At 61.1% G+C, this 26,611-nt stretch carries 17 protein-coding genes and 1 pseudogene; 12 read left to right on the top strand and 6 right to left on the bottom strand.

The window, feature by feature from the left end; translation table 11 throughout:
- Positions 1–2: 2 nt before the first annotated feature.
- The 4 genes from hslV to BFW87_RS13570 form a co-directional block, all read right to left on the bottom strand.
- Positions 3–533, bottom strand: coding sequence for an ATP-dependent protease subunit HslV (gene hslV / locus BFW87_RS13555; protein WP_017738857.1), 531 nt, complete (start codon positions 531–533; stop codon positions 3–5).
- A gap of 258 nt (positions 534–791) precedes the next feature.
- On the bottom strand, positions 792–1,493 hold the full coding sequence (locus tag BFW87_RS13560; RefSeq protein ID WP_078740299.1) for an SPOR domain-containing protein: 702 nt from the start codon (positions 1,491–1,493) through the stop codon (positions 792–794).
- A 1-nt stretch (position 1,494) separates the two neighbouring features.
- A complete protein-coding gene (gene argS / locus BFW87_RS13565; RefSeq protein ID WP_078740300.1) occupies positions 1,495–3,231 on the bottom strand; it encodes an arginine--tRNA ligase in 1,737 nt (578 codons plus the stop codon).
- Positions 3,232–3,435: 204 nt separating this feature from the next.
- Entirely contained in the window at positions 3,436–5,655 is a 2,220-nt protein-coding gene (locus tag BFW87_RS13570) for a primosomal protein N' (RefSeq protein WP_078740301.1), read from the bottom strand.
- A gap of 423 nt (positions 5,656–6,078) precedes the next feature.
- Here BFW87_RS13570 and rpmE point away from each other — a divergent pair, with 423 nt between their 5' ends.
- Both rpmE and BFW87_RS13580 read left to right on the top strand, forming a co-directional pair.
- Positions 6,079–6,315 carry a 50S ribosomal protein L31 gene (rpmE, locus tag BFW87_RS13575; protein WP_078740302.1) on the top strand — a complete coding sequence of 79 codons (237 nt, stop codon included), beginning with the start codon at positions 6,079–6,081 and terminating at the stop codon, positions 6,313–6,315.
- A 288-nt stretch (positions 6,316–6,603) separates the two neighbouring features.
- Positions 6,604–7,872: a malic enzyme-like NAD(P)-binding protein gene (locus tag BFW87_RS13580; protein ID WP_016979185.1), complete on the top strand. Its 1,269-nt coding sequence runs from the start codon at positions 6,604–6,606 to the stop codon at positions 7,870–7,872.
- A 183-nt stretch (positions 7,873–8,055) separates the two neighbouring features.
- Here the strand turns inward: BFW87_RS13580 and BFW87_RS13585 are convergent, their stop codons facing one another.
- A complete protein-coding gene (locus tag BFW87_RS13585) occupies positions 8,056–10,518 on the bottom strand; it encodes a penicillin-binding protein 1A (RefSeq protein WP_439848381.1) in 2,463 nt (820 codons plus the stop codon).
- Between the two features lie 220 nt (positions 10,519–10,738).
- Between BFW87_RS13585 and pilM the strand changes: the two genes are divergently transcribed.
- The 10 genes and pseudogenes from pilM (at position 10,739) to hemE (ending at position 25,187) form a co-directional block, all read left to right on the top strand.
- The gene (gene pilM / locus BFW87_RS13590; RefSeq protein WP_254865892.1) at positions 10,739–11,395 is read left to right on the top strand and encodes a type IV pilus assembly protein PilM; all 657 of its coding nucleotides are present in this window, start codon (positions 10,739–10,741) and stop codon (positions 11,393–11,395) included.
- Positions 11,392–11,943 carry a PilN domain-containing protein gene (locus BFW87_RS13595; RefSeq protein WP_078740305.1) on the top strand — a complete coding sequence of 184 codons (552 nt, stop codon included), beginning with the start codon at positions 11,392–11,394 and terminating at the stop codon, positions 11,941–11,943. The genes pilM and BFW87_RS13595 overlap by 4 nt, the downstream gene beginning before the upstream one ends.
- Positions 11,940–12,902 carry a pilus assembly protein PilP gene (locus BFW87_RS13600; protein WP_078740306.1) on the top strand — a complete coding sequence of 321 codons (963 nt, stop codon included), beginning with the start codon at positions 11,940–11,942 and terminating at the stop codon, positions 12,900–12,902. Before BFW87_RS13595 ends, BFW87_RS13600 begins: the two co-directional genes overlap by 4 nt.
- A gap of 139 nt (positions 12,903–13,041) precedes the next feature.
- Positions 13,042–14,298, top strand: a pseudogene (locus BFW87_RS13605) (type IV pilus secretin PilQ); the annotation flags it as partial.
- A gap of 4 nt (positions 14,299–14,302) precedes the next feature.
- The gene (aroK, locus tag BFW87_RS13610) at positions 14,303–14,821 is read left to right on the top strand and encodes a shikimate kinase AroK (protein ID WP_017138567.1); all 519 of its coding nucleotides are present in this window, start codon (positions 14,303–14,305) and stop codon (positions 14,819–14,821) included.
- Between the two features lie 124 nt (positions 14,822–14,945).
- Positions 14,946–16,046, top strand: coding sequence for a 3-dehydroquinate synthase (gene aroB / locus BFW87_RS13615; RefSeq protein WP_078740308.1), 1,101 nt, complete (start codon positions 14,946–14,948; stop codon positions 16,044–16,046).
- A gap of 10 nt (positions 16,047–16,056) precedes the next feature.
- Complete coding sequence (locus BFW87_RS13620) at positions 16,057–17,619, top strand: SPOR domain-containing protein (RefSeq protein WP_078740309.1); 1,563 nt, start codon at positions 16,057–16,059, stop codon at positions 17,617–17,619.
- Positions 17,620–17,971: 352 nt separating this feature from the next.
- Entirely contained in the window at positions 17,972–22,417 is a 4,446-nt protein-coding gene (gene gltB, locus BFW87_RS13630; RefSeq protein WP_078740310.1) for a glutamate synthase large subunit, read from the top strand.
- Positions 22,418–22,449: 32 nt separating this feature from the next.
- Positions 22,450–23,868, top strand: a complete 1,419-nt coding sequence (locus BFW87_RS13635) for an FAD-dependent oxidoreductase (RefSeq protein WP_071482670.1) — start codon at positions 22,450–22,452, stop codon at positions 23,866–23,868.
- Positions 23,869–24,119: 251 nt separating this feature from the next.
- Positions 24,120–25,187 (top strand): uroporphyrinogen decarboxylase, encoded by a 1,068-nt coding sequence (gene hemE / locus BFW87_RS13640; RefSeq protein WP_078740311.1) that lies wholly within the window; start codon positions 24,120–24,122, stop codon positions 25,185–25,187.
- A gap of 142 nt (positions 25,188–25,329) precedes the next feature.
- Here hemE and BFW87_RS13645 read toward each other — a convergent pair whose 3' ends face one another.
- Positions 25,330–26,556 carry an MFS transporter gene (locus BFW87_RS13645; protein ID WP_439848382.1) on the bottom strand — a complete coding sequence of 409 codons (1,227 nt, stop codon included), beginning with the start codon at positions 26,554–26,556 and terminating at the stop codon, positions 25,330–25,332.
- Positions 26,557–26,611 lie beyond the last annotated feature (55 nt).

Raw genomic sequence — 26,611 nt, forward strand, 5'->3', positions numbered from 1 at the left:
GCTTACTCGGCGAGGTCCTGCTCCTCAATGGTCAGATTGTGGTTGGTGAACACGCAGATATCGCCAGCGATGCCCAGGGCAGTTTCGACGATTTCCCGGGCCGACAGGTCAGTTTTCTTCAACAGTGCGCTGGCGGCAGCTTGTGCATAACCACCGCCGGAACCCATGGCAATCAGGCCGTTTTCCGGTTCAACCACATCGCCGTTGCCGGTGATGATCAAGGACGCGTCTTTGTTGGCCACTGCCAACATAGCTTCCAGGCGGCTGAGGGAGCGGTCGGTGCGCCATTCTTTGGCGAGTTCAACCGCAGCGCGTACGAGGTGACCCTGGTGTTTTTCCAGCTGGCCTTCGAAGCGCTCGAAGAGGGTGAAGGCGTCGGCGGTAGCGCCGGCAAAGCCTGCGAGAACCTGGCCGTGGTACAGGCGACGCACTTTCTTGGCGTTGCCTTTCATCACGGTGTTGCCAAGTGAAACCTGGCCGTCGCCGCCCATGACGACTTTGCCGTGGCGACGTACTGAAACGATGGTGGTCAAGGGGAGAGTCTCCACGCAGCGGGGCGAAAATGCCCTGATGGAAACTGATATGGGGGTGGTGGGGGGGATTTCAACTGTAGGGCGTGTGTGCGGACGAGTGGTGTTTACAGGTCTTACACACTTTTGAGAACACCTCAAAACCAACTGTGGGAGCTGGCTTGCCTGCGATTGCGGTGTGTCAGTCACTGAAAATATTGACTGTTACACCGCTATCGCAGGCAAGCCAGCTCCCACATTTTGACCCGGGTTGAACTTGGGTCAGCGGCTCTGGCGTTGTTGTAACAACAGGTTGCTAAACCCTGCACCGGCCAATTGTTTCTGCGCCACGGTTAGCTGCTCACGGTTGCTGAACGGCCCCACCAACACGCGATACCAGGTCGCATCTTTCACTGTGCCGGACTCAACAGTCACCGCCTGGCCCAGCAAAATGATCTGCGCCCGCACACGGTCGGCGTCTGCCTGTTTCGGGAACGAACCCGCCTGCAGGAAGAACTTGGTCACCGGCGCAGCCTTGGTGGCGGCAACCGGCGGCGGTGGTGGCGGGGTGATTCCCGCCAGCGCCGCTTGAGCCCGCGCGGTGTCGATTTTCGCAGCTTCCGCTGGCGTCACCGGCGTGGTCGGCACTTGCGGCGTCGGCAGGGTTTTTTCCGGCACTGCGTCTGGCGGCACGATCACTTCCGATTCCGGCAGCAGCGTGTAGAAGTCGTACTTCGGCTTCACCGGGGCGGTCGGGCTTGGTGGCGTCTTGTTGGCTTCGGCGATTTTCGTGGCCTTCTGCTGCTCTTGCTTGACGCGTTTGACGTCATCGCCCTTGCCCGGCTCCAGCTTCATCAGAATCACAACGAACGCACCGACCGCCAGGCCGATGGCCATCCACAGCCAGCCCGGAATCGGCTTCTTCGCCGGGGCCTGGTAGCGGCTGGCGCCGCGCTTGGGTGCAGGTTTTTTCTTGGCAGCCAACTTACATACGCTCCAGGGTTTCCAGGCCTAACAGTTCCAGGCCTTGCTTGAGGGTCCGTCCAGCCAGTGCGGCGAGGCGCAGACGACTGTGCTTTTGGGCTTCGTCGTCGGCAGTGAGGATCGGGCAGTTCTCGTAGAAGCTGGAGAACAGGCCCGCGACTTCATACAAATAGGTGCACAGGATGTGCGGCGTGCCTTTCTCGCCGACGCTGTTCAGCACTTCGCCGAATTGCGCGAGCTTGGCGGCCAGTTCCTGTTCGTGCGGCGCTACAAGGTTGATCTGGCCTTCGACTTCACTGAAGTCCTTGCCCAGCTTGCGGAACACACCGGCCACGCGGGTGTAGGCATACAGCAGGTACGGCGCGGTGTTGCCTTCGAAGTTGAGCATCAGTTCGAAGTTGAAGCTGTAGTCGCTGGTGCGGTGCTTGGACAGGTCGGCGTATTTCACTGCGCCAATCCCCACCACGCGGGCGATGTTGCGCAGGTCGGCTTCGGCCAGCTCCGGGTTTTTTTCCTTCACCAGGGTGTAGGCACGTTCCTGGGCTTCGGTCAGCAGATCAATCAGCTTCACGGTGCCGCCGTCACGGGTCTTGAACGGGCGGCCGTCGGCGCCGTTCATGGTGCCGAAGCCCATGTGTTCCATGTGCATCGGGTGGGTGATGAAACCCGCGCGGCGCGCCACTTCGAATACCTGCTGGAAGTGCAGGGCCTGGCGCTGGTCAACGAAATACAGCGCACGGTCCGCCTTGAGCACGCCGCTGCGGTAGCGCACGGCCGCCAGGTCGGTGGTGGCGTAGAGGTAGCCGCCGTCGGCCTTGACGATGATCACCGGCAGCGGCTCGCCGTCGGCAGTCTTGAATTCTTCGAGGAACACGCACTGCGCGCCGTTGCTTTCCACCAGCAGGCCCTTGGCCTTGAGGTCGTTGACCACGTTGATCAGGTCGTCGTTGTAGGCGCTTTCGCCCATCACGTCGGCCATGGTCAATTTAACGTTGAGCAGCTCGTAGATTTCCTGGCAGTGGGACAATGAGATCTCACGGAAACGGCCCCACAGTTCCAGGCATTCCTTGTCGCCAGCTTGCAGCTTGACCACCAGGCCACGGGCGCGGTCGGCGAATTCTTCGGATTCGTCGAAGCGCTTTTTCGCCGCGCGGTAGAAGTTTTCCAGGTCCGACAGCTCGTTGCTGGTAATCGGGTTTTCCTGCAGGTAGGCCATCAGCATGCCGAACTGCGTGCCCCAGTCGCCCACGTGGTTCTGACGGATCACGTCGTCGCCGAGAAACTCCAGCACCCGCGCCACGCCGTCGCCAATGATGGTGGAGCGCAGGTGGCCCACGTGCATCTCTTTGGCCAGGTTCGGCGCCGACAAGTCGATGGCCACGCGTTGCTGCGGGCCAGCCTTGCGTACGCCGATGTTGGCATCGGCCAGGGCTGCGTCAAGGCGCGATGCCAGGGCCTGGGTGTTCTGGAAGAAGTTGATAAAGCCGGGGCCGGCGATTTCGGCTTTGGTAACGCTCTCATCGGCAGGCAGCGCGGCGATGATTTTTTCCGCCAGGTCGCGCGGTTTCATGCCAGCCGGCTTGGACAGCATCATCGCGATGTTGCTGGCGAAGTCGCCGTGGGTCTTGTCGCGGGTGTTTTCCACCTGGATCGCCGGCGTCAGGCCTTCAGGCAACACACCTTCGTTGACGAGTTGGGTGATGGCTTGTTGGATCAGCTGGCGAATGGTGTCTTTCATGGTGTTCTCTTTCGACCGCAAGCGGCGGCGCGCGATGCGCAGGTGGAAAAACTGGGCATTATCCGTGGCGAGGGCGGGCTTGCCAACCGTTCAGACGGGTTGGTAGACCTGCGGGCCTCATCGCGGGCAAGCCCGCTCCCACTTTTTAACGGGTGAATACTTCTACATGTGGGAGCTGGCTTGCCTGCGATGACGGAATTTCTATCAATACAAATCTACGGGATCCACATCCAGCGACCATCGCACCTGCCGGCCGCTGGGCATTTGCTCCAGCGCAAGCAACCAGCTACTTAATAGCCGATGCAGTGGCGCGCGGGAGCTTGCCTGCAAGAGTAGCTGAGCGCGATAACGCCCGGCGCGACGTTCCATGGGGGCGGGCACCGGGCCGAGCAGTTCGATGCCGGTCAGACCCAGTTCAACCAATAAACGTTCGGCGGCGCTGCACGCCTCATCCAGAAAGCCTTCGGCCTGCCCGGGTTTGTGGGCTTCGGCGCGCAACAGGGCCAGATGGGAAAACGGTGGCAAACCGGCCGAGCGGCGTTCGCTCAAGGCCTGCTCGGCGAAGGCAAAGTAGCCTTGTTCTGTCAGCTGAATCAGTAATGGATGGTCGGCCAAGTGGGTCTGGATAATCACCTTGCCCGGCTCTTCTGCACGCCCGGCGCGGCCTGCGACCTGCACGATCAGCTGGGCCATGCGCTCGCTGGCGCGGAAGTCGCCAGAAAACAGGCCGCCGTCGGCATCCAGGATCGAGACCAGTGTCACCCGTGGAAAGTGATGCCCTTTGGCGAGCATCTGCGTGCCCACCAGAATGCACGGCTGGCCCTTCTGAATGGTGGCGAACAACTGGTTCATCGCGTCTTTGCGCGAGGTGCTGTCGCGATCGACGCGCAGCACCGGGTAATCCGGGAACAAGATGCCCAGGCGTTCTTCGGCGCGCTCGGTGCCCGCGCCTACCGGGCGCAAATCGACCTTGCCGCACTGGGGGCAATGGCGCGGCACCCGCTCCACATGGCCGCAGTGGTGGCAGCGCAATTCGCCATGGCGCTGGTGCACGGTCATGCGCGCGTCGCAGCGCTCGCACTCGGACATCCAGCCGCAGTCATGGCACAGCAGCGTCGGCGCGAAACCCCGGCGGTTGAGAAACACCAGGACCTGCTGGCCAGCAGCGAGGGTTTGGCCGATGGCCTGTTGCATCGGGCCGGAAATGCCGCTGTCCAGCGGACGGCTTTTTACATCCAGCCGCAGGAAACGCGGTTGTTTGGCGCCGCCGGCACGCTCGTTGAGGCGCAGGAGGCCATAACGTCCGGTGTAGGCGTTATGCAGGCTCTCCAGGGACGGCGTGGCCGAACCGAGCACAATCGGGATGTCTTCCTGGCGTGCGCGCACCAGTGCCAGGTCGCGGGCGTGGTAGCGCAGGCCTTCCTGTTGTTTATAAGAGCCGTCGTGCTCTTCGTCGATGATGATCAGGCCGGGATTTTTCATCGGGGTGAACAGCGCCGAACGCGTACCGATAATAATGTCGGCCTCGCCGTCTCGCGCCGCCAGCCAGGACTCCAGGCGCTCACGGTCATTGACCGCCGAATGCACCAGCGCGATGCGTGCATTGAAGCGCTGCTCGAAGCGCGCCAGGGTTTGCGGGCCGAGGTTAATCTCGGGAATCAGCACCAGCGCCTGTTTGCCGGCCTGCAGGGTTTCGCGGATCAGCTGTAAATAGACTTCGGTTTTGCCGCTGCCGGTGACGCCGGCCAGCAGGAACGCGTGGAAACTGTCGAAACCGGCGCGAATGGCCTCGTAAGCCGCGCGCTGCTCGGGGTTCAACGGTAATTCCGGCTGGGCCAGCCAGTGTTCGTGGCGCGGGTCGGGGGCGTGCTTGCGGATTTCCACCTGCACCAGGCCTTTGGCGAGCAACAGGTCGAGGCTGTCTTTGCTCAGCATCAGCTTGCTTAATAGCTGATGGGCCACGCCGTGGGGGTGTTGCGCCAACGTCGCCAAGGCTTCACGTTGGCGCGGCGCGCGGGCGATGCGCGGGTCGTCCAGGCGAAAACCCGGCACGGCGGACCAAAAGCGCTCTTGGCGTGCCTCGGCCAATTCACCCTGGCGCAACAGCACCGGCAATGCCCAGCTCAAGGTATCGCCCAGGCTGTGCTGGTAATACTGAGCAGTCCACAGGCACAGCTTGAACAAGGCGGGCGGTAGCGGCGCAGTCGCGTCGAGGATCGCGAGTGCAGGCTTGAGCTTTTCCGCCGGCACTTCGCTGTGGTCGGCGACTTCCACCAGAATACCGATCATTTCCCGCCGCCCGAACGGCACGCGCACGCGCATGCCCGGTTGCAACTGCGCCCGCGACACGCCGGCCGGGGCACGGTAGTCGAACAGGCGGCGCAGGGGCGAGGGCAGGGCTAGGCGCAAAATGGCGTCGGGCACGCGGGGGTCTCATCTATATAGGCAGGCGATGGTACAGGGGCGGGAGCCTAGCAGACCTGTGGTGGAGGTGTCCCGTCTGAGGTGCTTCTGTGGGAGCTGGGCGCACTGTGGCGAGCAGGCTTGCCCTGCGTTGGGGCGCGCAGCGGCCCCGGTGTCCGCAGCGAGTTTCAACTGCAAAATCGCACTGGCCTTATTGGGGCTGCTTCGCAGCCCAGCGCAGGGCAAGCCTGCTCGCCACAACAAGCCCGGCTCCCACATAGAGTGCGGTGGGCCATGTTTTTCTGATGAAAGGGGCTTATATGTGTGGAATCGACCGGCACCGCCGCTTGCGCGATTAAAAAGGTCTGGTAGAATCCGCGGCCTAATTACGTGCGGTATTCGACAATAGTGTCGAGTGGCGGCACGCTAGCCCGAGGAAGTGCCATGAAAGCCGATATCCATCCAGCGTACGAAGTCATCGACGTAACTTGCAGCTGCGGCAACAAGTTCCAGACCCGTTCGAACCTGTGCAAGCCACTGGGTACTGACGTATGCAACGAGTGCCACCCGTTCTACACCGGTAAGCAGAAAACTCTGGACACCGGCGGCCGTGTGCAGCGCTTTGCTGATCGTTTCGGTACTTTCGGCAAAAAACCTGCTGCAGCTACTCCAGCAGAGTAAGGCTCAAAAGCCTTCAGGGCTTTTGCAAGCTGATGAAAAAGGCGTCCCTTGTGGACGCCTTTTTTGTACCTGCGATTTGGCAGAGCGCCCCTCAAATCGAATTTAAACAAAAAATTGTAGACATTTTTTAATTCGATTGTGAACAGTTGAGCCCTTGTATCCCGTGGCTCTTGGCCAAAAGTCGTAGCGCAGGGCCCTTGACACCTGTGACTGCCCAGTCTTGTAGGGACTTTACGACACGCGTATCCTCGGCGGTCCGTCGACCAACAGTAAAAGCGGAATGCCGATATGTCTGATTTGAAAACTGCCGCTCTCGAATATCATGCCCATCCTCGTCCGGGAAAGCTGAGTGTAGAGCTCACCAAAGCCACTGCCACCGCCCGCGACCTGTCGCTGGCCTACAGCCCTGGCGTTGCCGAGCCCGTACGTGAAATCGCCCGCGACCCTGAACTGGCGTACAAGTACACCGGCAAAGGCAACCTGGTTGCAGTGATTTCCGATGGCACCGCGATTCTCGGCCTGGGCAACCTCGGCCCATTGGCATCCAAGCCAGTCATGGAAGGTAAAGGCGTGCTGTTCAAGCGCTTTGCCGGCATCGACGTTTTCGACATCGAAGTCGATTCCGAGAGCCCGCAAGCTTTCATCGACACCGTTAAGCGCATCTCCATCACCTTCGGTGGCATCAACCTGGAAGACATCAAGGCACCTGAGTGCTTCGAGATCGAAAAGGCCCTGATCGAACAGTGCGACATCCCGGTATTCCACGATGACCAGCACGGCACCGCGATCGTTACTGCGGCCGGCATGATCAACGCTCTGGAAATCGCGGGTAAAACCCTGGCTGACGCGCAGATCGTCTGCCTGGGCGCCGGCGCTGCTGCCATCTCCTGCATGAAATTGCTGGTGAGCATGGGCGCCAAGCTGGAAAACATCTTCATGGTCGACAGCAAGGGCGTTGTTCAGTCCGAGCGTACCGACCTGAACCAGTACAAGGCGATGTTTGCCCACGCGACCGACAAGCGCACCCTGGCTGACGCCCTTGACGGTGCAGACGTGTTCGTCGGCCTGTCCGGCCCGAACCTGCTCAGCGCCGAAGGCCTGAAATCCATGGCGGCCAACCCGATCGTGTTCGCCTGCTCCAACCCGGATCCGGAAATCTCGCCTGAGCTGGCTCACGCCACTCGCAGCGATGTGATCATGGCTACCGGCCGTTCGGACTACCCGAACCAGGTCAACAACGTACTGGGCTTCCCGTTCATCTTCCGTGGTGCCCTGGACGTTCGCGCCAAGCGCATCAACGAAGAGATGAAAGTCGCTGCCGCCAATGCCCTGCGTGAACTGGCCAAGCTGCCGGTGCCTCAGGAAGTGTGCGACGCCTACGGCGGTATCAAGCTGGAATTCGGCCGTGAGTACATCATTCCGAAACCAATGGATAAGCGCCTGATCACCCTGATCTCCGATGCCGTGGCCAAAGCCGCCATCGAGACCGGTGTGGCTACCCTGCCGTATCCGAAGCACTACCCGCTGCAAAGCGTGGATGATGTGTTCAACGGCTAAGCCGTTGTAGCGCACCAACAAAAAGCCCCGGCTCTCGCGAGTCGGGGCTTTTTTATTGCTGGATGAACACGGTCACAGGGCGCCGGATAAACCCTGTGGGAGCCGGGCTTGCCCGCGATGGCGGTGTATCAGGTAGACCACTATCGCAGGCAAGCCAGCTCCCACATTGGAGCGACGTTCATCCTAGAACAGATCGATCGGCGCCGCCTCGTCCGCCGGCAGCGGGCTGCCTGGCGCTACGCCGTTGCCCAGCTCGTTGACCGACGGCGGCGTGTCTTCGCTCTTGAACAGTTCGAAGTACGCGTTCGGCGTGCTAGGCGATGCCGCGCGGCCGCTGACCGGGTCAATCCGCAGGCTCAGGATGCCTTCCGGCTCAGCCTGGGTGTGCAGCGGCTTGTCCTTCAGGGCGGCGCCCATGTAGCTCATCCAGATCGGCAGTGCGACGGTGCCACCGAATTCGCGACGGCCCAGGCTTTCCGGCTGGTCGTAGCCGGTCCACACGGTGGTCACGTAGTCGCCGTTGTAGCCCGAGAACCAGGCGTCCTTGGAGTCGTTGGTGGTACCGGTCTTGCCCGCGATATCCGCACGGCCCAAGGCCAGTGCACGGCGGCCGGTACCTTTCTTGATCACGTCTTCCAGGATGCTGTTGAGAATGAAGGTGGTTCGGCCATCCACCACACGCTCTGCGACAGCAGGCGCTTGTGGTTCAGTCGGCGCTGCTGCATTTGTGGCAGGCGCTGTGCCCGGCGTCGGGTTGATGGTGATGCCGCCGTTGGTCGGCGCCGCAATGCCATCCGGCGCCGCAATGCCGTTAACCACGTCACCCGGCACGCGTGGCGGGTTGGCGGTGAACAGGGTGTCGCCATTGCGGCTTTCGATCTTGTCGATCAGGTACGGCGTAATCTTGTAGCCGCCGTTGGCAAAGGTGCTCCAGCCAGTGGCGATTTCCATCGGCGTAAGGGTCGCGGTGCCGAGGGCCAGGGACAGGTTCGGTGGCAGGTCCGACTTGTTGAAGCCAAAGCGTGTGATGTAGTCGATGGTCTTGCCTACGCCCATCGCTTGCAGCAGGCGGATCGACACCAGGTTGCGCGACTTGTACAACGCCTCGCGCACACGGATCGGGCCGAGGAAGGTGTTGGTGTCGTTCTTCGGGCGCCAGACCTTGTCCAGATACTCGTCGACAAACACGATCGGCGCGTCGTTGACCAGGCTGGCGGCGGTGTAGCCGTTGTCCAGCGCGGCGCTGTAGATGAATGGCTTAAAGCTCGAGCCCGGCTGGCGCTTGGCTTGGGTGGCGCGGTTGTAGTTGCTCTGTTCGAAGGCAAAACCGCCGACCAGGGCGCGGATCGCACCGTTTTGTGGGTCCAGTGACACCAGTGCGCCTTGGGCCAGTGGTACCTGGCTGAATTTCAGGCTGTCGTCTTTCTGGCGTTGCACACGGATCAAGTCGCCCACCTGGGCCACGTCCGAGGGCTGTTTCGGCATCGGCCCCATGCTGTTGGTGTTCAGGAAAGGGCGTGCCCATTTCATGCTGTCCCACGGCACAAGCGCCTCGCCCGTGCGGGTCAGCACCTGCACACCGTCTTTCTTCACCTGGGTGACGATGGCCGGCTCCAGGCCGCTGATCGGGCGTTGTTTGCCCAGTTCTGTGGTCCAGGCGCTCAGGGTTTTGCCTGGCAGGCGTGATTCAGGGCCGCGATAGCCGTGACGCTGGTCATACGTGATCAGGCCTGCGTGCACCGAGTTATTGGCGATGTCCTGCAAGTTGCTCGGCACCGTGGTGGTCACACGGAAACCTTCGGTGTAGGCCTCGCTGCCATAACGCCCGACCATTTCGGCGCGGGCCATTTCGGCGATGTACGGCGCATTCACTTCCGGTGTCGGCACGTGGTAGCTGGCGTTCAGCGGTTCGGCCACGGCGCTTTCGTAAGCGGCCTGGTCGATCTTGCCCAGCTTGTACATGCGGCCCAGGATCCAGTCGCGACGCTCTTTGCTGCGCGCCGGGTTGGCCAGCGGGTTGAAGCGCGAAGGCGCCTTGGGCAGGCCGGCGATCATTGCCATCTGCGCCAGGCTGGCGTCACGAATCGACTTGCCGTAGTAGACCTGAGAGGCGGCCTCGATCCCGTAAGCGCGGTTGCCCAGGTAGATTTTGTTCACGTACAGCTCAAGGATCTCGTCCTTGGTCAGCTGACGTTCGATTTGCAGCGCCAGCAGAATTTCGGTGGCTTTGCGCGAAAAGCTGCGCTCGCTGGTAAGGAAGAAGTTCTTCGCCACCTGCATGGTAATGGTGCTGCCGCCGGATTGAATGTGTCCGCTTTTTACCAACTGAGTCGCCGCACGCACCAGGCTGCTGGGGTCAACGCCGTAGTGGTTGGCGAAATTATCGTCTTCCGCCGAGAGCAGGGCATTGATGAAGTTGGGCGGAATTTCGGCGAAACGGATCGGTGTGCGGCGCATTTCGCCGAACTCCGCGATCAGCTTTTCATCGCTGCTGTAGACCCGCAAAGGAATCTGCAACTGGATACTTCTGAGCGCCTCTACGGAGGGCAAACCCGGACTAAGGTAGAGGTATGCACCGCTGAGTACGAGCAGCAGCCCGCAGACGATCGCGACAATGGAGTACCCGAAAAACTTCAGCAGACGAATCAAGGCTTTTGGATTTCCAGAGAAAAGAATGAGTTAGGCGTCGGGGCATGCATGACAAACGATGGATCGACCCGGGCAGCAGATAAAAAGCGGGAAAAAACGCTGGGCATTAAAGCATTTTCGGCCTTGGGCGTCATTCGTGGGGCTCAAACAAGTCGACCGAATGCACGGAGCCCAGCGGCAATCAGGCGGTATGACAGGCAAAGTTTTAGGGAGTTTTATGAGAAAGGGATTTTTCAGGCGAAAAGTTGACACCGTTCTGGGCGTCGACATCAATGACAGCCACGTCAAACTGATCGAACTGGGCCATTCGGCCGGCGGGTATACCGTCGAAAGCTATGCCACGCAGGCGCTTCCTGCTCACGCGGTGGTCGACGGGACGCTGCTGGATCTGGACGCTGTGGGCCAAGCGCTGCTCCAGGCATTGTTGCGTTTGCGCACATCGGCCCGGCAGGCAGCGGTTGCAGTGGCGGGCCCCTCGGTCATCACACGGGTGATCGAGATGCAAGCGGGCCTCAGCGACGAAGAGATAGCCTGGGTGATCCAGATGGAGGCCGATCAGTACATTCCGTATCCACTGGACGATGTTGCCATCGACTTCCAGGTGCGCGGCCCTTCACCTCAGGATTCTGCGCGAGTCGAGGTGGTACTCGCCGCGTGTCTGAAGGCGCAGGTCGAAGCGCGTGAAGCGGTTTTGGCCCTGGCAGGGCTGGTTGCGAGGGTGGTGGATGTGGAAGGGTTTGCATTGGAGCGCGCTTGCCGTCAGGATTTCGCCAGCTTCACGCCGGGCTATCGAGTCGATAGCGCACACTGGGCCGTGGATGCCCACGGGATGGGAATTGCTTGCGGGTTGGCCCTGAGGAGTTTCGCTCAATGACACGAATCAATCTTTTGCCCTGGCGCCAGGCCCGGGCGGAGCGGCGACGCAAATACTTTCTGGTATTTTTGCTGGCGTTCGGCTGTGTGGCGCTCGCGGCGGTTTGGTTGGCCGACCAGGTGATTGACCGAGCGATCGACCGGCAAGTCACGCGCAACAGCCATGTGGGCAAAGACGTCGCCGTCCAGGATTCACGCATCAAGACCATTGACGATATTCAGGAGCAAAGCCAGCAATTGGCGGAGCGCATGAAGGTCGTGCAAGACCTGCATGACGCACGCTCTGACAGCGCCAAAATGTTTGATCAACTGGCTCGCGCGGTCCCCGAGGGTGTCCACTTGCATGAGGTGGTGGCCAAGGGCAATACCATCAGCGTCAGTGGCAGTGCGCAATCCAGCCAGGACATCGCCCAACTGATGCGCCGTCTGGAGGCCACGCAAGGCACCCGTGCCACACAGTTGCAACATGTGCGGGCGGATGCCGAGCAGGGCGGTAACGAATTCCAATTGATGGTGCGCCAGGGAGAATCCACCGAGGCGCAACCATGAGCCTGCCCAGGCTCGACTTCTCCACGCTTTCTCACAACGCTGCAAAATGGCCCCTGCCGGGCAAGGTCCTGTTGGGCTGTGCGCTGGCGGGTTTCGTGTGGGGCGTGGGCGATAGCCTGCTTCTGAGCCCGTCGCGTGAGCGGTTGCAAGCGTTGGCGATGGAGGAAGCAACGCTGCAACGCCAGCTTTCGGAAAAAACCGACCTGTCTGCCAGCCTTGAGGCGCGCACTCGGCAGTTCGAGCTGGCTCAGGCAAGCGCTGCAGAACTGTCGTTGCAGTTGGCGGGTGAAGGTCAAATGCCAGGCGTGCTGGACGACCTCTCACGGCTGGCAGTAGCGAATGGTCTGGCGGTCGAAAGTCTCACCGTGCTGGATGAGCTGCCTCAGGCGGTTTATGTCGAACAGCCCCTGAAAATGGGGGCCAGCGGTGCTTTTCACGACCTGGCGGCATTCGTGAAGGCTTTGGGTGGGTTGTCGCGAATGGTCACGGTGCACGATGTTTCGCTTCGAACAGAGGGAGCGGCGCTGCGTCTTGAGCTGCTGGTGAAAACCTATCGAAATTCAACGCAGGGCGCCGCAGCTGTAGAACCGGGCGAACGGCTTGCCGAGGGATCGAGCCCTGTGCGTGACCCTTTCCAGCCACCCGAGATGCAGCCCGGGCCTGTGACCGGCCGGCCAGCTTCTGCGCCGGACCTTGCCCGCCGCCGCAGCTCTCTGGAAGCCCTGGCCGTGGATCAGTTCGAAATGGTCGGTACGTTGTCCAAAGGTGTGCAGAGCTTTGCGCTGCTGCGGGTGGCTTCAACCGTACACCGGCTCGCAGTCGGTGATTACCTGGGCCCAAACCATGGCCGTGTCATGGCCATTCATGACGACCATGTCGAACTGGCCGAATTGTTTCCAGATGAACAGGGCGCATGGCTGGAGCGCTCACGAACCCTCGTGTTGAACGTCAACTCATAACGGAATAAGACAAATGAAAAGGACTTTCTCGTCCTTCGGTGTGGCGCTATGGATAGCGTTCACGGCACCGATGGCTTTTGCTGTGCCCAATCGTGTGGATCTGATCCAGTTGCCGCCTCCTGGCAATGCAGTTCCGGGCGCGTATACCGGCGACAAACTCAACCTCAACTTCCAGAATATCGAGCTGCGAACGGTGCTGCAGCAGATCGCCGACGTGGCTGGCCTCAATCTGGTGGCCAGCGACGAAGTTCAGGGCTCGATCACTCTGCGGCTCAAGGATGTGCCGTGGGATCAGGCGCTGGACCTGGTGTTGCAAACCAAGGGGCTGGATAAGCGCGTGAAAGCTGGCGTGTTGCTGGTGGCGCCTGCCGATGAACTGGCGGCGCGTGAATTGCTGACGTTGGAGGCGCGCAAGCAGATGGCCGAGCTGGCGCCCCTGCGTCGCGAACTGTTGCAAGTCAATTACGCCAAGGCGGCGGACCTGGCCAAGTTGTTCCAGTCGGTGACAGGGCTTGAAGGCGTCACTGATGAGCGCGGCTCGGTGGCCGTGGATGATCGCACCAACAATATCATTGCCTACCAGACCGGCGAGCGGCTCGAAGAGCTGCGGCGGATCGTGGCGCAGCTGGATATTCCGGTGCGCCAGGTGATGATCGAGGCGCGGATCGTTGAGGCCAACGTGGATTACGACAAAAGCCTGGGTGTGCGCTGGGGCGGGCGGCTCAACCGTGGCAACTGGGGCGCGGGAGGCATTGGCAAGCCTTTGGCCGAGGGTGCCGAGCCGCCGGAAAACCCGCCCAGCTCGCCGTTTGTCGACCTTGGATCACTCACCGGGACGTCAGGTCTGGGCCTGGCCTTCATTACTGACAACCTGCTGCTGGACCTGGAACTGACGGCCATGGAGAAGTCAGGCAATGGTGAAATTGTCTCGCAGCCCAAGGTGGTCACGTCCGACAAGGAAACCGCGCGCATCCTCAAAGGCACCGAGATTCCTTATCAGGAATCCACGTCCCAGGGCGCTACATCGGTGTCGTTCAAGGAGGCCTCGTTGTCGTTGGAAGTCACCCCGCAAATCACCCCGGATAATTGGGTGATCATGGAGGTCAAGGTCACTAAGGATGAGCCCGACTACCTGAACAAACTCAACGACGTGCCGCCGATCAAGAAAAACGAGGTCAACGCCAAGGTGCTGGTCAAGGACGGCGAGACCATCGTCATCGGTGGGGTTTTCTCCAATACCCAAAGCAAAGTGGTAGATAAAGTGCCATTTTTGGGCGATGTGCCGTATCTTGGCCGCCTTTTCCGGCGCGATGTGCTGGCACAAAGAAAATCCGAGCTGCTGGTATTCCTGACTCCGCGTATTATGAATAACCAGGCGATTGCTGTGAGTCGTTGATTCTGTGCGAAATTTGATTCTTGTAGGACCGATGGGGGCTGGAAAAAGCACCATCGGCCGTTTGCTGGCCAAAGAGCTGCGCCTGCCGTTCAAAGATTCCGACAAGGAAATTGAATTGCGCACGGGCGCCAATATCCCGTGGATCTTCGATAAGGAAGGCGAACTGGGCTTTCGCGACCGCGAGCAGGCGATGATTGCCGAGCTGTGCGGCTGCGATGGCGTGGTATTGGCCACCGGTGGTGGTGCAGTGATGCGCGATGAAAACCGCCGGGCGCTGCACGCCGGGGGGCGTGTGGTGTATTTGCATGCTTCAGTCGAGCAGCAGGTGGGCCGCACCGCTCGCGATCGCAATCGTCCGCTTTTGCGCACCGCTGACCCGGCAAAAACCTTGCGGGATTTGCTCACGCTGCGCGATCCGCTTTATCGGGAAATCGCCGATCTGGTGGTGGAAACCGATGAGCGGCCACCACGAATGGTCGTTCTCGACATTCTTGAGCGCTTGCAGCAGTTGCCACCCCGTTAAAGCCCGACCCGAAATGCGCTATTCTCGGCAGCGCGCCATGACCCTTCAAGGTTCGGTGCAGAGCCATCAGGCGACGTCAGATCCGAGCGTTGCCGATCGTAAATATATCTTCACGCGGGGACACATGCAGACACTTAAGGTCGATCTAGGCGAGCGCAGCTACCCAATCCATATTGGCGAAGGTTTGTTGGACCAGCCCGAGTTGCTCGCACCGCACATTGCCGGGCGGCAAGTGGCGATCATCTCCAACGAAACGGTCGCGCCGCTGTATCTTGAGCGTCTGAGCCGCAGCCTGGCGGCGTACTCGGTGATTTCGGTGATCCTGCCGGATGGCGAGGCCCACAAGAACTGGGAAACCCTGCAACTGATCTTTGACGGCCTGCTGACCGCGCGCCATGACCGCCGCACCACCGTGATCGCCTTGGGCGGCGGTGTGATCGGCGACATGGCCGGCTTTGCGGCCGCCTGCTACCAGCGTGGCGTGGACTTTATCCAGGTGCCCACCACCTTGTTGTCCCAGGTCGATTCATCGGTGGGCGGCAAAACCGGCATCAACCACCCGTTGGGCAAGAACATGGTCGGTGCGTTCTATCAGCCGCAAGCCGTGCTGATCGACACCGCCACCCTCAATACCCTGCCGCCGCGCGAGCTGTCGGCGGGCCTGGCAGAAGTCATCAAGTATGGGCTGATCTGCGATGAGCCGTTTCTAAGCTGGCTTGAAGAACATGTAGATGCCCTGCGCGGCCTCGACCAGGTGGCGCTGACTGAAGCGATTTCCCGCTCCTGCGCCGCTAAGGCGCTGGTGGTGAATGCCGACGAGCGGGAGTCCGGCGTGCGCGCCACGCTGAACCTGGGTCACACCTTCGGCCATGCGATCGAAACGCACATGGGCTATGGTGTGTGGTTGCATGGGGAGGCTGTAGCGGCTGGCACTGTGATGGCATTGGAGATGTCGCAGCGCTTGGGCTGGATCAGCGCCCAGGAGCGGGATCGCGGCATTCGCCTGTTCCAGCGCGCCGGGTTGCCGGTCATACCGCCGCAGGAGATGACCGAGGCGGATTTCCTCGAACATATGGCAATAGACAAGAAAGTGATCGACGGTCGCCTGCGACTGGTGCTGCTGCGCCACATCGGCGAAGCGGTAGTGACCGACGATTATCCGAAAGAGATTTTACAGGCCACGCTGGGAGCGGATTACCGCGCCCTGGCCCAGCTTAAAGGTTAATAAGATCCCGATGACTAGTTTGCATGCCGACGAGGCGTTCCTCGGCCATTACCAGTTAAGCCACGACCCTTTTGCTCCACGGGTGCCCGGCTTCAAATTTTTCCCTGCCCAGCGCAAGCCGGTGCTTGGCCAGTTGCACCATTTGGCGCGCTACAGCCAGCTGTTGCTGGTGGTAACCGGCCCATTGGGCAGCGGCAAGACCTTGCTGCGTCAGGCGCTGGTTGCCAGCACCAACAAGCAATCGGTGCAGAGCGTGGTGGTTTCGGCCCGTGGCGCCGGTGATGCGGCAGGCGTGTTGCGCCAGGTTGCCCAGGCCCTGAACGTGGCCACCGCCGAGCCGAACGCGATCCTCAAGCAAGTGGTGCAACTGGGCCTGACCGGCCAGGAAGTCTACCTGCTGGTGGATGACGCCGAGCAGCTCGACGAATCCGCTCTGGAGGCGCTGCTGGCGCTCGCCGCAGGTACGCCGGAAGGTCGCCCGCATGTGTTCCTGTTTGGTGAGTCTTCGCTGATCGCCGATCTGGAGCAGATCAGCGGCGAGCAGGAGCTGTTTCACGTCATCGAATTGCAGCCGTACGAAGAGGAAGAAACCCGCGAATACCTGGCTCAACGCCTCGAAGGCGCGGGCGCCGGTATCGAACTTTTCACTGCAAATCAGATCTCTGATATTCACGAAAGCGCAGGCGGCTGGCCTGGCACCATCAACCAGGTTGCCCGCGATGCCTTGATCGAAGCCATGATCGCCAGCCGCTCTGCGGTGAAGCGTCCAAAGATGGGGTTTACTATGCCTAAGAAGCACGTATTGGCGATTTCCGCCGTTGTCGTGGTTGCTGTCGCCGCCGCCTGGTTGATCCCGGGTCGCAGCAAGGCACCGACGACTGCCGGTGCCCCAACCGAACAGGCGCAGTTGCCACTGGGCAAGCCCACGCCAAACGTCGAATTTGCCAACTCCGGCCAACCGACCAACCTGCCGATGGTCGGCCAGCCTGTGATGCGCGGCCCGCTTGCCGAAGAAGCCGGTGGCATCTCCGAAGGCGACGACGGCGTGCCGGTGGAAGGCTCCAGCGCCACACCGCCGACCGTGACCACCACCGCGCCGCCGGCAGGTGTTCCGGCCGGCCAACCGGCTCCGGTTGCCAAGCCGACCCCGGCGCCGACCGTTGCTACCGCCAAGCCAGCACCTGTCGCCAAACCTGTCGCACCTGCGCCGGTAGCCAAGCCTGCTCCAGCCGCCAAACCGGTTGAAAAGCCAGCAGCGGCCACCGTCGCCAAAGCCGGCGCTACCGGCAGCAGCTGGTACACCAGCCAGCCGGCCGGCCACTTTGTGGTGCAGATCCTCGGCACCAGCTCCGAAGCCAATGCCCAGGCGTTCGTGAAAGAGCAGGGCGGCGAGTACCGTTATTTCAAGAAAGTGCTCAACGGCAAGCCTCTCTTCGTGATCACTTACGGCAGCTTCCCAAGCCGTGCCGCAGCCGATTCCGCGATCAAAGCCTTGCCAGCGAAGGTTCAGGCTGGTAAACCTTGGCCTCGCACTGTTGCCAGCGTTCAACAAGAACTCGCAACAACTCGCTGAAGATTCGGCGGCCTTACCCAGGCCGCCTCTCCCGGCACCTCAAAAAAATCCGCAAGTGCGTGCTGCCCTCAAGGCCGCGCGCTTTGTGGTGTCTGCATCACAGTAGCCTTTGAGTCGTAGCGGTCCGAACTAAAAAAGTTTTGACTAGCACAGCATATCGCTTTAAACCTTTCATAAATGCGACATAGATTTGCGACATTTCGTCGCTAAATTTGTGAGCGCCTGTGTCGGTGTGTACAATGACCTCCCTTTTGCCCCCGCTAAGCCGGCGTACGTTCGGCGTGGAAGGTAACCGGTTGAATTGAAAAGAAATTTGCCTCGTCATAAGAGGCAGCCTGGTGAGAAAGTGTCTATGAAAGCAGGTCTGTACCAACCCGATGAATTCAAGGATAACTGCGGTTTCGGCCTGATAGCCCACATGCAGGGCGAGCCCAGTCATACCCTTTTGCAAACGGCCATCGAGGCCCTGACCTGCATGACCCACCGCGGTGGGATCAACGCCGATGGCAAGACCGGTGACGGTTGTGGCTTGCTGATTCAAAAGCCCGACCAGTTCCTGCGCGCTGTCGCCAAAGAGCATTTCGCGGCCGATCTGCCCAAGCAATACGCTGTGGGCATGGTGTTCTTTAACCAGGACCCGGTTAAGGCCGAAGCGGCTCGCGAAAACATGAACCGCGAAATCGTCGCTGCCGGCTTGCAACTGGTCGGCTGGCGCAAAGTGCCGATCGACACCAGCGTACTCGGCCGCCTGGCCCTGGAGCGCCTGCCGCAGATCGAACAAGTGTTCATCGCAGGCGATGGCCTGAGCGACCAGGACATGGCGATCAAGCTGTTCACCTCGCGTCGTCGCTCGTCCGTGGCCAATGCCGCCGACACCGACCACTACATCTGCAGCTTTTCGCACAAGACCATCATTTATAAAGGCCTGATGATGCCGGCGGATTTGACCGCCTTCTATCCAGACCTGAAAGACGAGCGCCTGCAAACCGCCATCTGCGTGTTCCACCAGCGCTTCTCCACCAATACCCTGCCGAAATGGCCGCTGGCTCAGCCATTCCGCTTCCTCGCCCACAACGGCGAGATCAACACCATCACCGGCAACCGCAACTGGGCCGTGGCCCGTCGCACCAAGTTCGCCAACGATTTGATGGACCTGGAAGAGCTCGGCCCGCTGGTTAACCGCGTGGGTTCCGACTCTTCCAGCATGGACAACATGCTTGAGCTGATGGTCACCGGCGGCATCGACCTGTTCCGTGGCGTGCGCATGATCATTCCGCCAGCGTGGCAGAACGTCGAAACCATGGACCCGGACCTGCGTGCATTCTACGAGTACAACTCGATGCACATGGAACCGTGGGACGGCCCGGCCGGCGTCGTAATGACCGACGGCCGCTACGCCGTGTGCCTGCTCGACCGTAACGGTCTGCGCCCGGCGCGTTGGGTGACCACCACCAACGGTTTCATCACCCTCGCCTCGGAAATCGGCGTGTGGGACTACAAGCCCGAAGACGTCATCGCCAAAGGCCGCGTAGGTCCTGGCCAGATCCTGGCTGTGGACACCGAAACCGGGCAGATCCTCGACACCGACGCGATCGACAACCGCTTGAAGTCGCGTCACCCGTACAAGCAATGGCTGCGCAAGAACGCCCTGCGCATCCAGGCGACCATGGAAGACAACGACCACGGTTCGGCGTTCTACGACGTCGACCAGCTCAAGCAGTACATGAAGATGTACCAAGTCACGTTCGAAGAGCGCGACCAGGTGCTGCGTCCGCTCGGCGAGCAAGGCTACGAGGCCGTCGGCTCCATGGGCGATGACACGCCAATGGCCGTGCTGTCCCAGCGCGTGCGCACGCCGTACGACTATTTCCGCCAGCAGTTCGCCCAGGTGACCAACCCACCAATCGACCCGCTGCGCGAAGCCATCGTGATGTCGCTGGAAGTGTGCCTCGGTGCCGAGCGCAACATCTTCCAGGAATCGCCGGAGCACGCTTCCCGCGTCATCCTCAGCTCGCCTGTGGTGTCGCCGGCCAAGTGGCGCTCGTTGATGACCCTGGATCGCCCGGGCTTCGACCGCCAGATCATCGACCTGAACTACGACGAGAGCCTCGGCCTTGAAGCCGCTGTGCGCAACGTCGCCGACCAGGCCGAAGAAGCCGTGCGCGCCGGTCGTACTCAGATCGTATTGACCGACCGTCACATCGCGCCCGGCAAGCTGCCGATCCACGCATCCTTGGCGACCGGTGCCGTGCACCACCGCCTGACCGAAAAAGGCCTGCGTTGCGACTCCAACATCCTCGTCGAAACCGCCACCGCCCGCGACCCGCACCACTTTGCGGTGTTGATCGGCTTCGGCGCCTCGGCGGTGTACCCGTTCCTCGCGTACGAAGTACTGGGCGACCTGATCCGTACCGGTGAAGTGCTGGGCGACCTCTATGAGGTGTTCAAGAACTACCGCAAAGGCATCACCAAGGGCCTGCTGAAGATCCTGTCGAAGATGGGCATCTCCACCGTTACCTCTTACCGTGGCGCGCAACTGTTCGAGGCCATTGGCCTGTCCGAAGAAGTCTGCGAGATGAGCTTCCGTGGCGTGCCAAGCCGCATCAAGGGCGCGCGTTTTGTCGACATCGAAGCCGAGCAGAAAGCCTTGGCGGCCGAAGCCTGGAGCGCGCGCAAGCCGATCCAGCAAGGCGGCCTGCTGAAGTTCGTGCACGGTGGCGAATACCACGCGTACAACCCGGACGTGGTCAACACCCTGCAAGCCGCAGTGCAGCAGGGCGACTACGCCAAGTTCAAGGAATACACCGCGCTGGTGGATAACCGACCGGTGTCGATGATCCGCGACCTGTTCAAGGTGAAGACTCTGGACACACCGCTGGCCATCAGCGAAATCGAGCCGCTGGAATCGATCCTCAAGCGCTTCGACTCCGCCGGTATTTCCCTCGGCGCCTTGTCGCCTGAGGCGCACGAAGCCCTGGCCGAAGCCATGAACCGCCTGGGTGCGCGTTCCAACTCCGGCGAAGGCGGCGAAGACCCGGCGCGCTACGGCACCATCAAGAGCTCGAAAATCAAGCAGGTCGCGACTGGCCGTTTCGGTGTAACCCCGGAATACCTGGTCAACGCCGAAGTGCTGCAGATCAAAGTCGCCCAGGGCGCCAAGCCCGGTGAAGGCGGCCAACTGCCAGGCGGCAAGGTCAACGGTTTGATCGCCAAGCTGCGTTACGCAGTGCCGGGCGTGACGCTGATTTCGCCACCGCCGCACCACGACATCTATTCGATTGAAGACTTGTCGCAGCTGATTTTCGACTTGAAACAAGTCAACCCGCAGGCGCTGGTCTCGGTGAAACTGGTCGCAGAAGCCGGCGTGGGCACCATCGCCGCTGGCGTGGCCAAGGCCTATGCCGACCTGATCACCATCTCCGGCTACGACGGCGGCACCGGCGCTTCGCCGCTGACCTCGATCAAGTACGCGGGCGCACCGTGGGAACTCGGCCTGGCCGAGACCCACCAGACCCTGCGTGGCAACGACCTGCGCGGCAAGGTTCGGGTACAAACCGACGGCGGCCTGAAAACCGGCCTCGACGTGATCAAGGCCGCGATCCTCGGCGCCGAAAGCTTCGGCTTCGGCACTGCGCCAATGATCGCCCTGGGCTGCAAATACCTGCGCATCTGCCACCTGAACAACTGTGCCACCGGTGTCGCGACTCAGAACGAGAAGCTGCGTAAGGATCACTACATCGGCACCGTCGACATGGTGGTGAATTTCTTCACCTACGTCGCCGAAGAGACCCGTGAGTGGCTGGCCAAGCTGGGCGTGCGTTCGCTGGAAGAGCTGATCGGCCGTACCGACCTGCTCGACATCCTCGAAGGCCAGACCGCCAAGCAACAGCACCTGGACCTGACGCCGCTGCTCGGCAGCGATCACATCCCGGCAGACAAGCCACAATTCTGCCAGGTGGACCGCAACCCGCCGTTCGACAAAGGCCTGCTGGCCGAGAAGATGGTCGAGATGGCCTCCTCCTCGATCAACGACGCCAGCGGTGGCGAATTCGCCCTGGATATCTGCAACTGCGACCGTTCCATCGGCGCACGCATCTCCGGCGAAATCGCGCGCAAGCACGGCAACCAGGGCATGGCGAAAGCGCCAATCACCTTCCGCTTTAAAGGCACGGCAGGCCAGAGCTTTGGCGTGTGGAACGCCGGCGGCCTGCACATGTACCTCGAAGGCGACGCCAACGACTACGTGGGCAAGGGCATGACCGGCGGCAAGCTGGTGATCGTTCCGCCTAAAGGCAGCGTGTACAAGACCCAGGACAGTGCCATCATCGGCAACACCTGCTTGTACGGCGCCACCGGTGGCAAGCTGTTCGCCGCCGGTACTGCCGGTGAGCGTTTCGCCGTGCGTAACTCCGGTGCTCACACCGTGGTGGAAGGCACTGGCGATCACTGCTGCGAGTACATGACCGGCGGCTTTGTCGCGGTATTGGGCAAGACCGGTTACAACTTCGGTTCGGGCATGACCGGCGGTTTCGCCTACGTGCTCGACCAGGACAACACCTTCGTCGACAAGGTCAACCACGAGTTGGTCGAGATCCAGCGGATCAGCGGCGAAGCCATGGAATCCTACCGGAACCACTTGCAGCACGTGCTGGACGAGTACGTTGAGGAAACAGACAGCGAATGGGGTCGTAACCTCGCTGAAAACCTCGACGATTACCTGCGCCGTTTCTGGCTGGTCAAGCCCAAGGCTGCCAACCTGAAATCGTTGCTTTCCAGCATCCGTGCCAATCCGCAGTGATATGCGCCTGAACAGTTTGATGAGGTTTTAACATGGCTGAACGTCTGAATAACGACTTCCAGTTCATCGATGTCGGGCGCAAAGATCCGAAGAAGAAACTGTTGCGTCAACGCAAGAAAGAGTTCGTGGAAATCTACGAACCCTTCAAACCCCAGCACTCGGCCGACCAGGCCCACCGCTGCCTGGGGTGCGGTAACCCGTATTGCGAATGGAAGTGCCCGGTGCACAACTTCATTCCCAACTGGCTGAAATTGGTGGCCGAGGGCAACATCCTCGCCGCTGCCGAGCTGTCGCACCAGACCAACACCCTGCCTGAAGTCTGCGGCCGGGTGTGCCCGCAGGACCGTCTGTGCGAGGGCGCGTGCACCCTTAACGACGGCTTTGGCGCGGTGACCATCGGTTCGGTGGAGAAGTACATCACCGACACCGCGTTCGCCATGGGCTGGCGCCCGGACATGTCCAAGGTCAAGCCGACCGGCAAGCGCGTCGCCATCATCGGCGCCGGCCCTGCTGGCCTGGGCTGCGCCGATGTGCTGGTGCGTGGCGGCGTGACCCCGGTGGTGTTCGACAAGAACCCGGAAATCGGCGGCCTGCTGACCTTCGGCATCCCCGAGTTCAAGCTCGAAAAAACCGTCCTGAGCAACCGTCGTGAAGTGTTCACCGGCATGGGTATCGAGTTCCGTCTCAATACCGAAATCGGCAAAGACATCACCATGGAGCAACTGCTCGCCGAATACGACGCCGTGTTCATGGGCATGGGCACCTACACCTACATGAAGGGCGGCTTTGCCGGCGAGGACCTGCCGGGCGTTTATGACGCCTTGGACTTCCTGATCGCCAACGTGAATCGCAACCTGGGCTTTGAAAAGTCGCCGGAAGATTTCGTCGACATGAAGGGCAAGAAGGTCGTGGTTCTCGGCGGTGGCGATACCGCGATGGACTGCAACCGTACTTCGATTCGCCAGGGCGCCAAGTCGGTGACCTGCGCGTATCGTCGTGACGAAGCCAACATGCCGGGCTCGCGCAAAGAGGTGAAGAACGCCAAGGAAGAAGGCGTGCGATTCCTCTACAACCGCCAGCCGATCGCCATCGTCGGTGAAGACCGCGTTGAAGGCGTGAAAGTGGTCGAGACCCGTCTCGGCGAGCCGGATGCCCGTGGCCGTCGCAGCCCTGAGCCGATTCCGGGCTCCGAAGAAATCATCCCGGCGGATGCCGTGGTGATCGCCTTCGGTTTCCGCCCAAGCCCGGCGCCGTGGTTCGAGCAGTTTGAAATCCAGACCGACAGCCAGGGCCGCGTTGTGGCCCCGGAACAAGGCCAGTACAAACACCAGACCAGCAACCCGAAAATCTTCGCCGGTGGCGACATGGTGCGCGGTTCTGACTTGGTGGTGACGGCAATCTTCGAAGGTCGCAATGCCGCCGAAGGGATCCTGGATTACCTGCAGGTCTGACCCGAATCCCTGATTGAAATGGGATCAAAGTGTGGGAGCGGGCTTGCCTGCGATGGCGGCGGTGAATTCACCACCGCCATCGCAGGCAAGCCAGCTCCCACACAAACCCCATTCCGCATTGGGTTTGGTGGTGTTGCTCATACCGCAAGACACCGCGACAAATTGACCCGATAGACAAAAGGCACGGCGCATTCCGTGCCTTTTGCGTCGCGCTCTGAGAAAATGCCCGCACTTTTTTTGCGGATGCCGACATGACTGCCCTCAAGAACGACCGTTTCCTTCGTGCCCTGCTCAAGCAACCCGTGGACGTCACCCCCGTGTGGATGATGCGCCAGGCCGGTCGCTACCTGCCGGAATACCGCGCCAGTCGCGCCAACGCCGGCGACTTCATGAGCCTGTGCATGAACCCGGAGTTCGCCTGCGAAGTCACGATGCAGCCGCTGGACCGCTATCCACAACTGGATGCGGCCATCCTCTTCTCCGACATCCTCACCATCCCTGACGCCATGGGCCAAGGCCTGTATTTTGAAACCGGCGAAGGCCCGCGTTTCAAGAAAGTCGTCAGCACTTTGGCCGATATCGAAGCCCTGCCGATCCCGGATCCGCACAAGGACCTGGGCTACGTGATGGACGCCGTCAGCACCATCCGCCGCGAGCTCAACGGTCGCGTGCCGCTGATCGGCTTCTCCGGCAGCCCATGGACCCTGGCCACTTACATGGTCGAAGGCGGCTCGTCGAAAGACTTCCGCAAGACCAAGGCCATGCTCTACGACAACCCGCAGGCCATGCACCTGCTGCTCGACAAGCTGGCGCAGTCGGTCACGTCCTACCTCAACGGCCAGATCATGGCCGGTGCGCAAGCGGTGCAGATCTTCGATACCTGGGGCGGCAACCTGTCGGCGGCGGCGTATCAGGAATTCTCCCTGGCCTACATGCGCAAAATCGTCAGCGGCCTGATCCGCGAATACGAAGGCCGCAAAGTGCCGGTCATCATGTTCACCAAGGGCGGTGGCCTGTGGCTGGAAAGCATCGCCGACGCTGGCGCCGACGCACTGGGCCTGGACTGGACCTGCGACCTGGGTGAAGCCCGCCAGCGCGTGGGCAACCGCGTCGCGCTGCAAGGCAACATGGACCCGACCGTGCTGTACGCCAAGCCGGAAGCGATCCGCACCGAAGTCGGCCGCATCCTCGCCAGCTACGGCAAAGGCACCGGGCACGTGTTCAACCTCGGCCATGGCATCACCCCGGAAGTGAACCCGGAGCATGCGGGTGCGTTCCTGCAGGCAGTGCACGAGCTGTCGGCGCAGTATCACGAGTAATTAAAAAAGCCCGGCAGACGCCGGGCTTTTTCATGGATGAACACAAAACAAAATGTGGGAGCTGGCTTGCCTGCGATGACAATAGTGAATTCACTACAGCCATCGCAGGCAAGCCAGCTCCCACATTCAAAGCCAGAAAGGCTCAGGCCTGCACATTCCCCAGCGGCGCCAACTTCGCCAGCTTCAACGCCACCAGCAACGCGCCGATCAGCAGCGCGAGGATAAACGCCCCAATCCCGTTCCAGCCCGCAAAGTGCCAGAAGAACCCGCCCGCCGTCCCCGCAATACTCGACCCCACGTAATAGCAGAACAGGTACAGCGAAGACGCCTGCCCCTTGGCCTTCACTGCGCGGCGGCCGATCCAGCTACTCGCCACCGAATGGGCGCCGAAGAAACCAAAGGTGAAGATCAGCATGCCCGGCACCACCAGCCACAGCGGTGTGAACAGGGTCAGGCTCATGCCGGCCAGCATCAGCACTATGGTGCCCCACAACACGCGCCGACGGCCGAGGCGGTCGGCCAGTGAGCCGATCTTGGCTGAACTGTAGATTCCGGTGAGGTACACCAGCGAGAGCAGACCCACCACCGCCTGGCTAAGCCCGTAAGGTTCGGCCAGCAGGCGATAGCCGATGTAGTTGAACATCGTGACGAACGCGCCCATCAACAGGAAAGCTTCGAGGAATAACCACGGCAAGCCCGCGTCCTTGAAGTGCATGACAAAGCCGTTTAACAGGTTGCGCGGATTGAGGCTCGAGGTGCGGAAGTTGCGCGATTCGGGCAGGACTTTCCAGAACACCGTGGCCGCGATCAAGGCCAGGGCGCCGATGATCAGCATTGCGGTGTGCCAGCTCACAAAGTCGATCAACACGCCGATGATCAAGCGCCCGCTCATGCCGCCGATTGCGTTGCCGCCGATGTAGAGGCCCATGGCCAGGCCGATGTGTTGCGGGTGGATCTCTTCGCTCAGGTAAGTCATCGCTACAGCGGCCAGCCCGCTCAACGACAGGCCCACCAGCGCACGCATCAACAGGATGCCTTCCCACGTTGGCATCAAGCCGCTGGCGATGGTTGCGAGCGCCGCACAGAACAGCGCGGCGACCATCACCGGCTTGCGCCCCAGGCGGTCGGAGATCGGCCCGGTGACCAGCAAGCCCAGCGCCAGCATCGCCGTGGCGACCGACAAAATCAGGCTGCTCTGTGCCGCATTGATGGAAAACTCTTGGGACAGCGCGGGCATCATCGGCTGCACGCAATACAACAAGGCAAAGGTGGCAAAACCGCCGGAGAACAGCGCCAGCACCGTGCGCATGAACATTGGCGTGCCTTTTTCGATGTACTCGTCATTGAGCTGGGCCACTACCTCATCCAAAGCGGTGGGCGGGACGTCTTGAGCAAATGGCGCGACAGCAGATTTCACGGGGACC

The sequence above is a fragment of the Pseudomonas fluorescens genome (assembly GCF_002022275.1).
Classification (GTDB): Bacteria; Pseudomonadota; Gammaproteobacteria; order Pseudomonadales; family Pseudomonadaceae; genus Aquipseudomonas; species Aquipseudomonas fluorescens_AJ.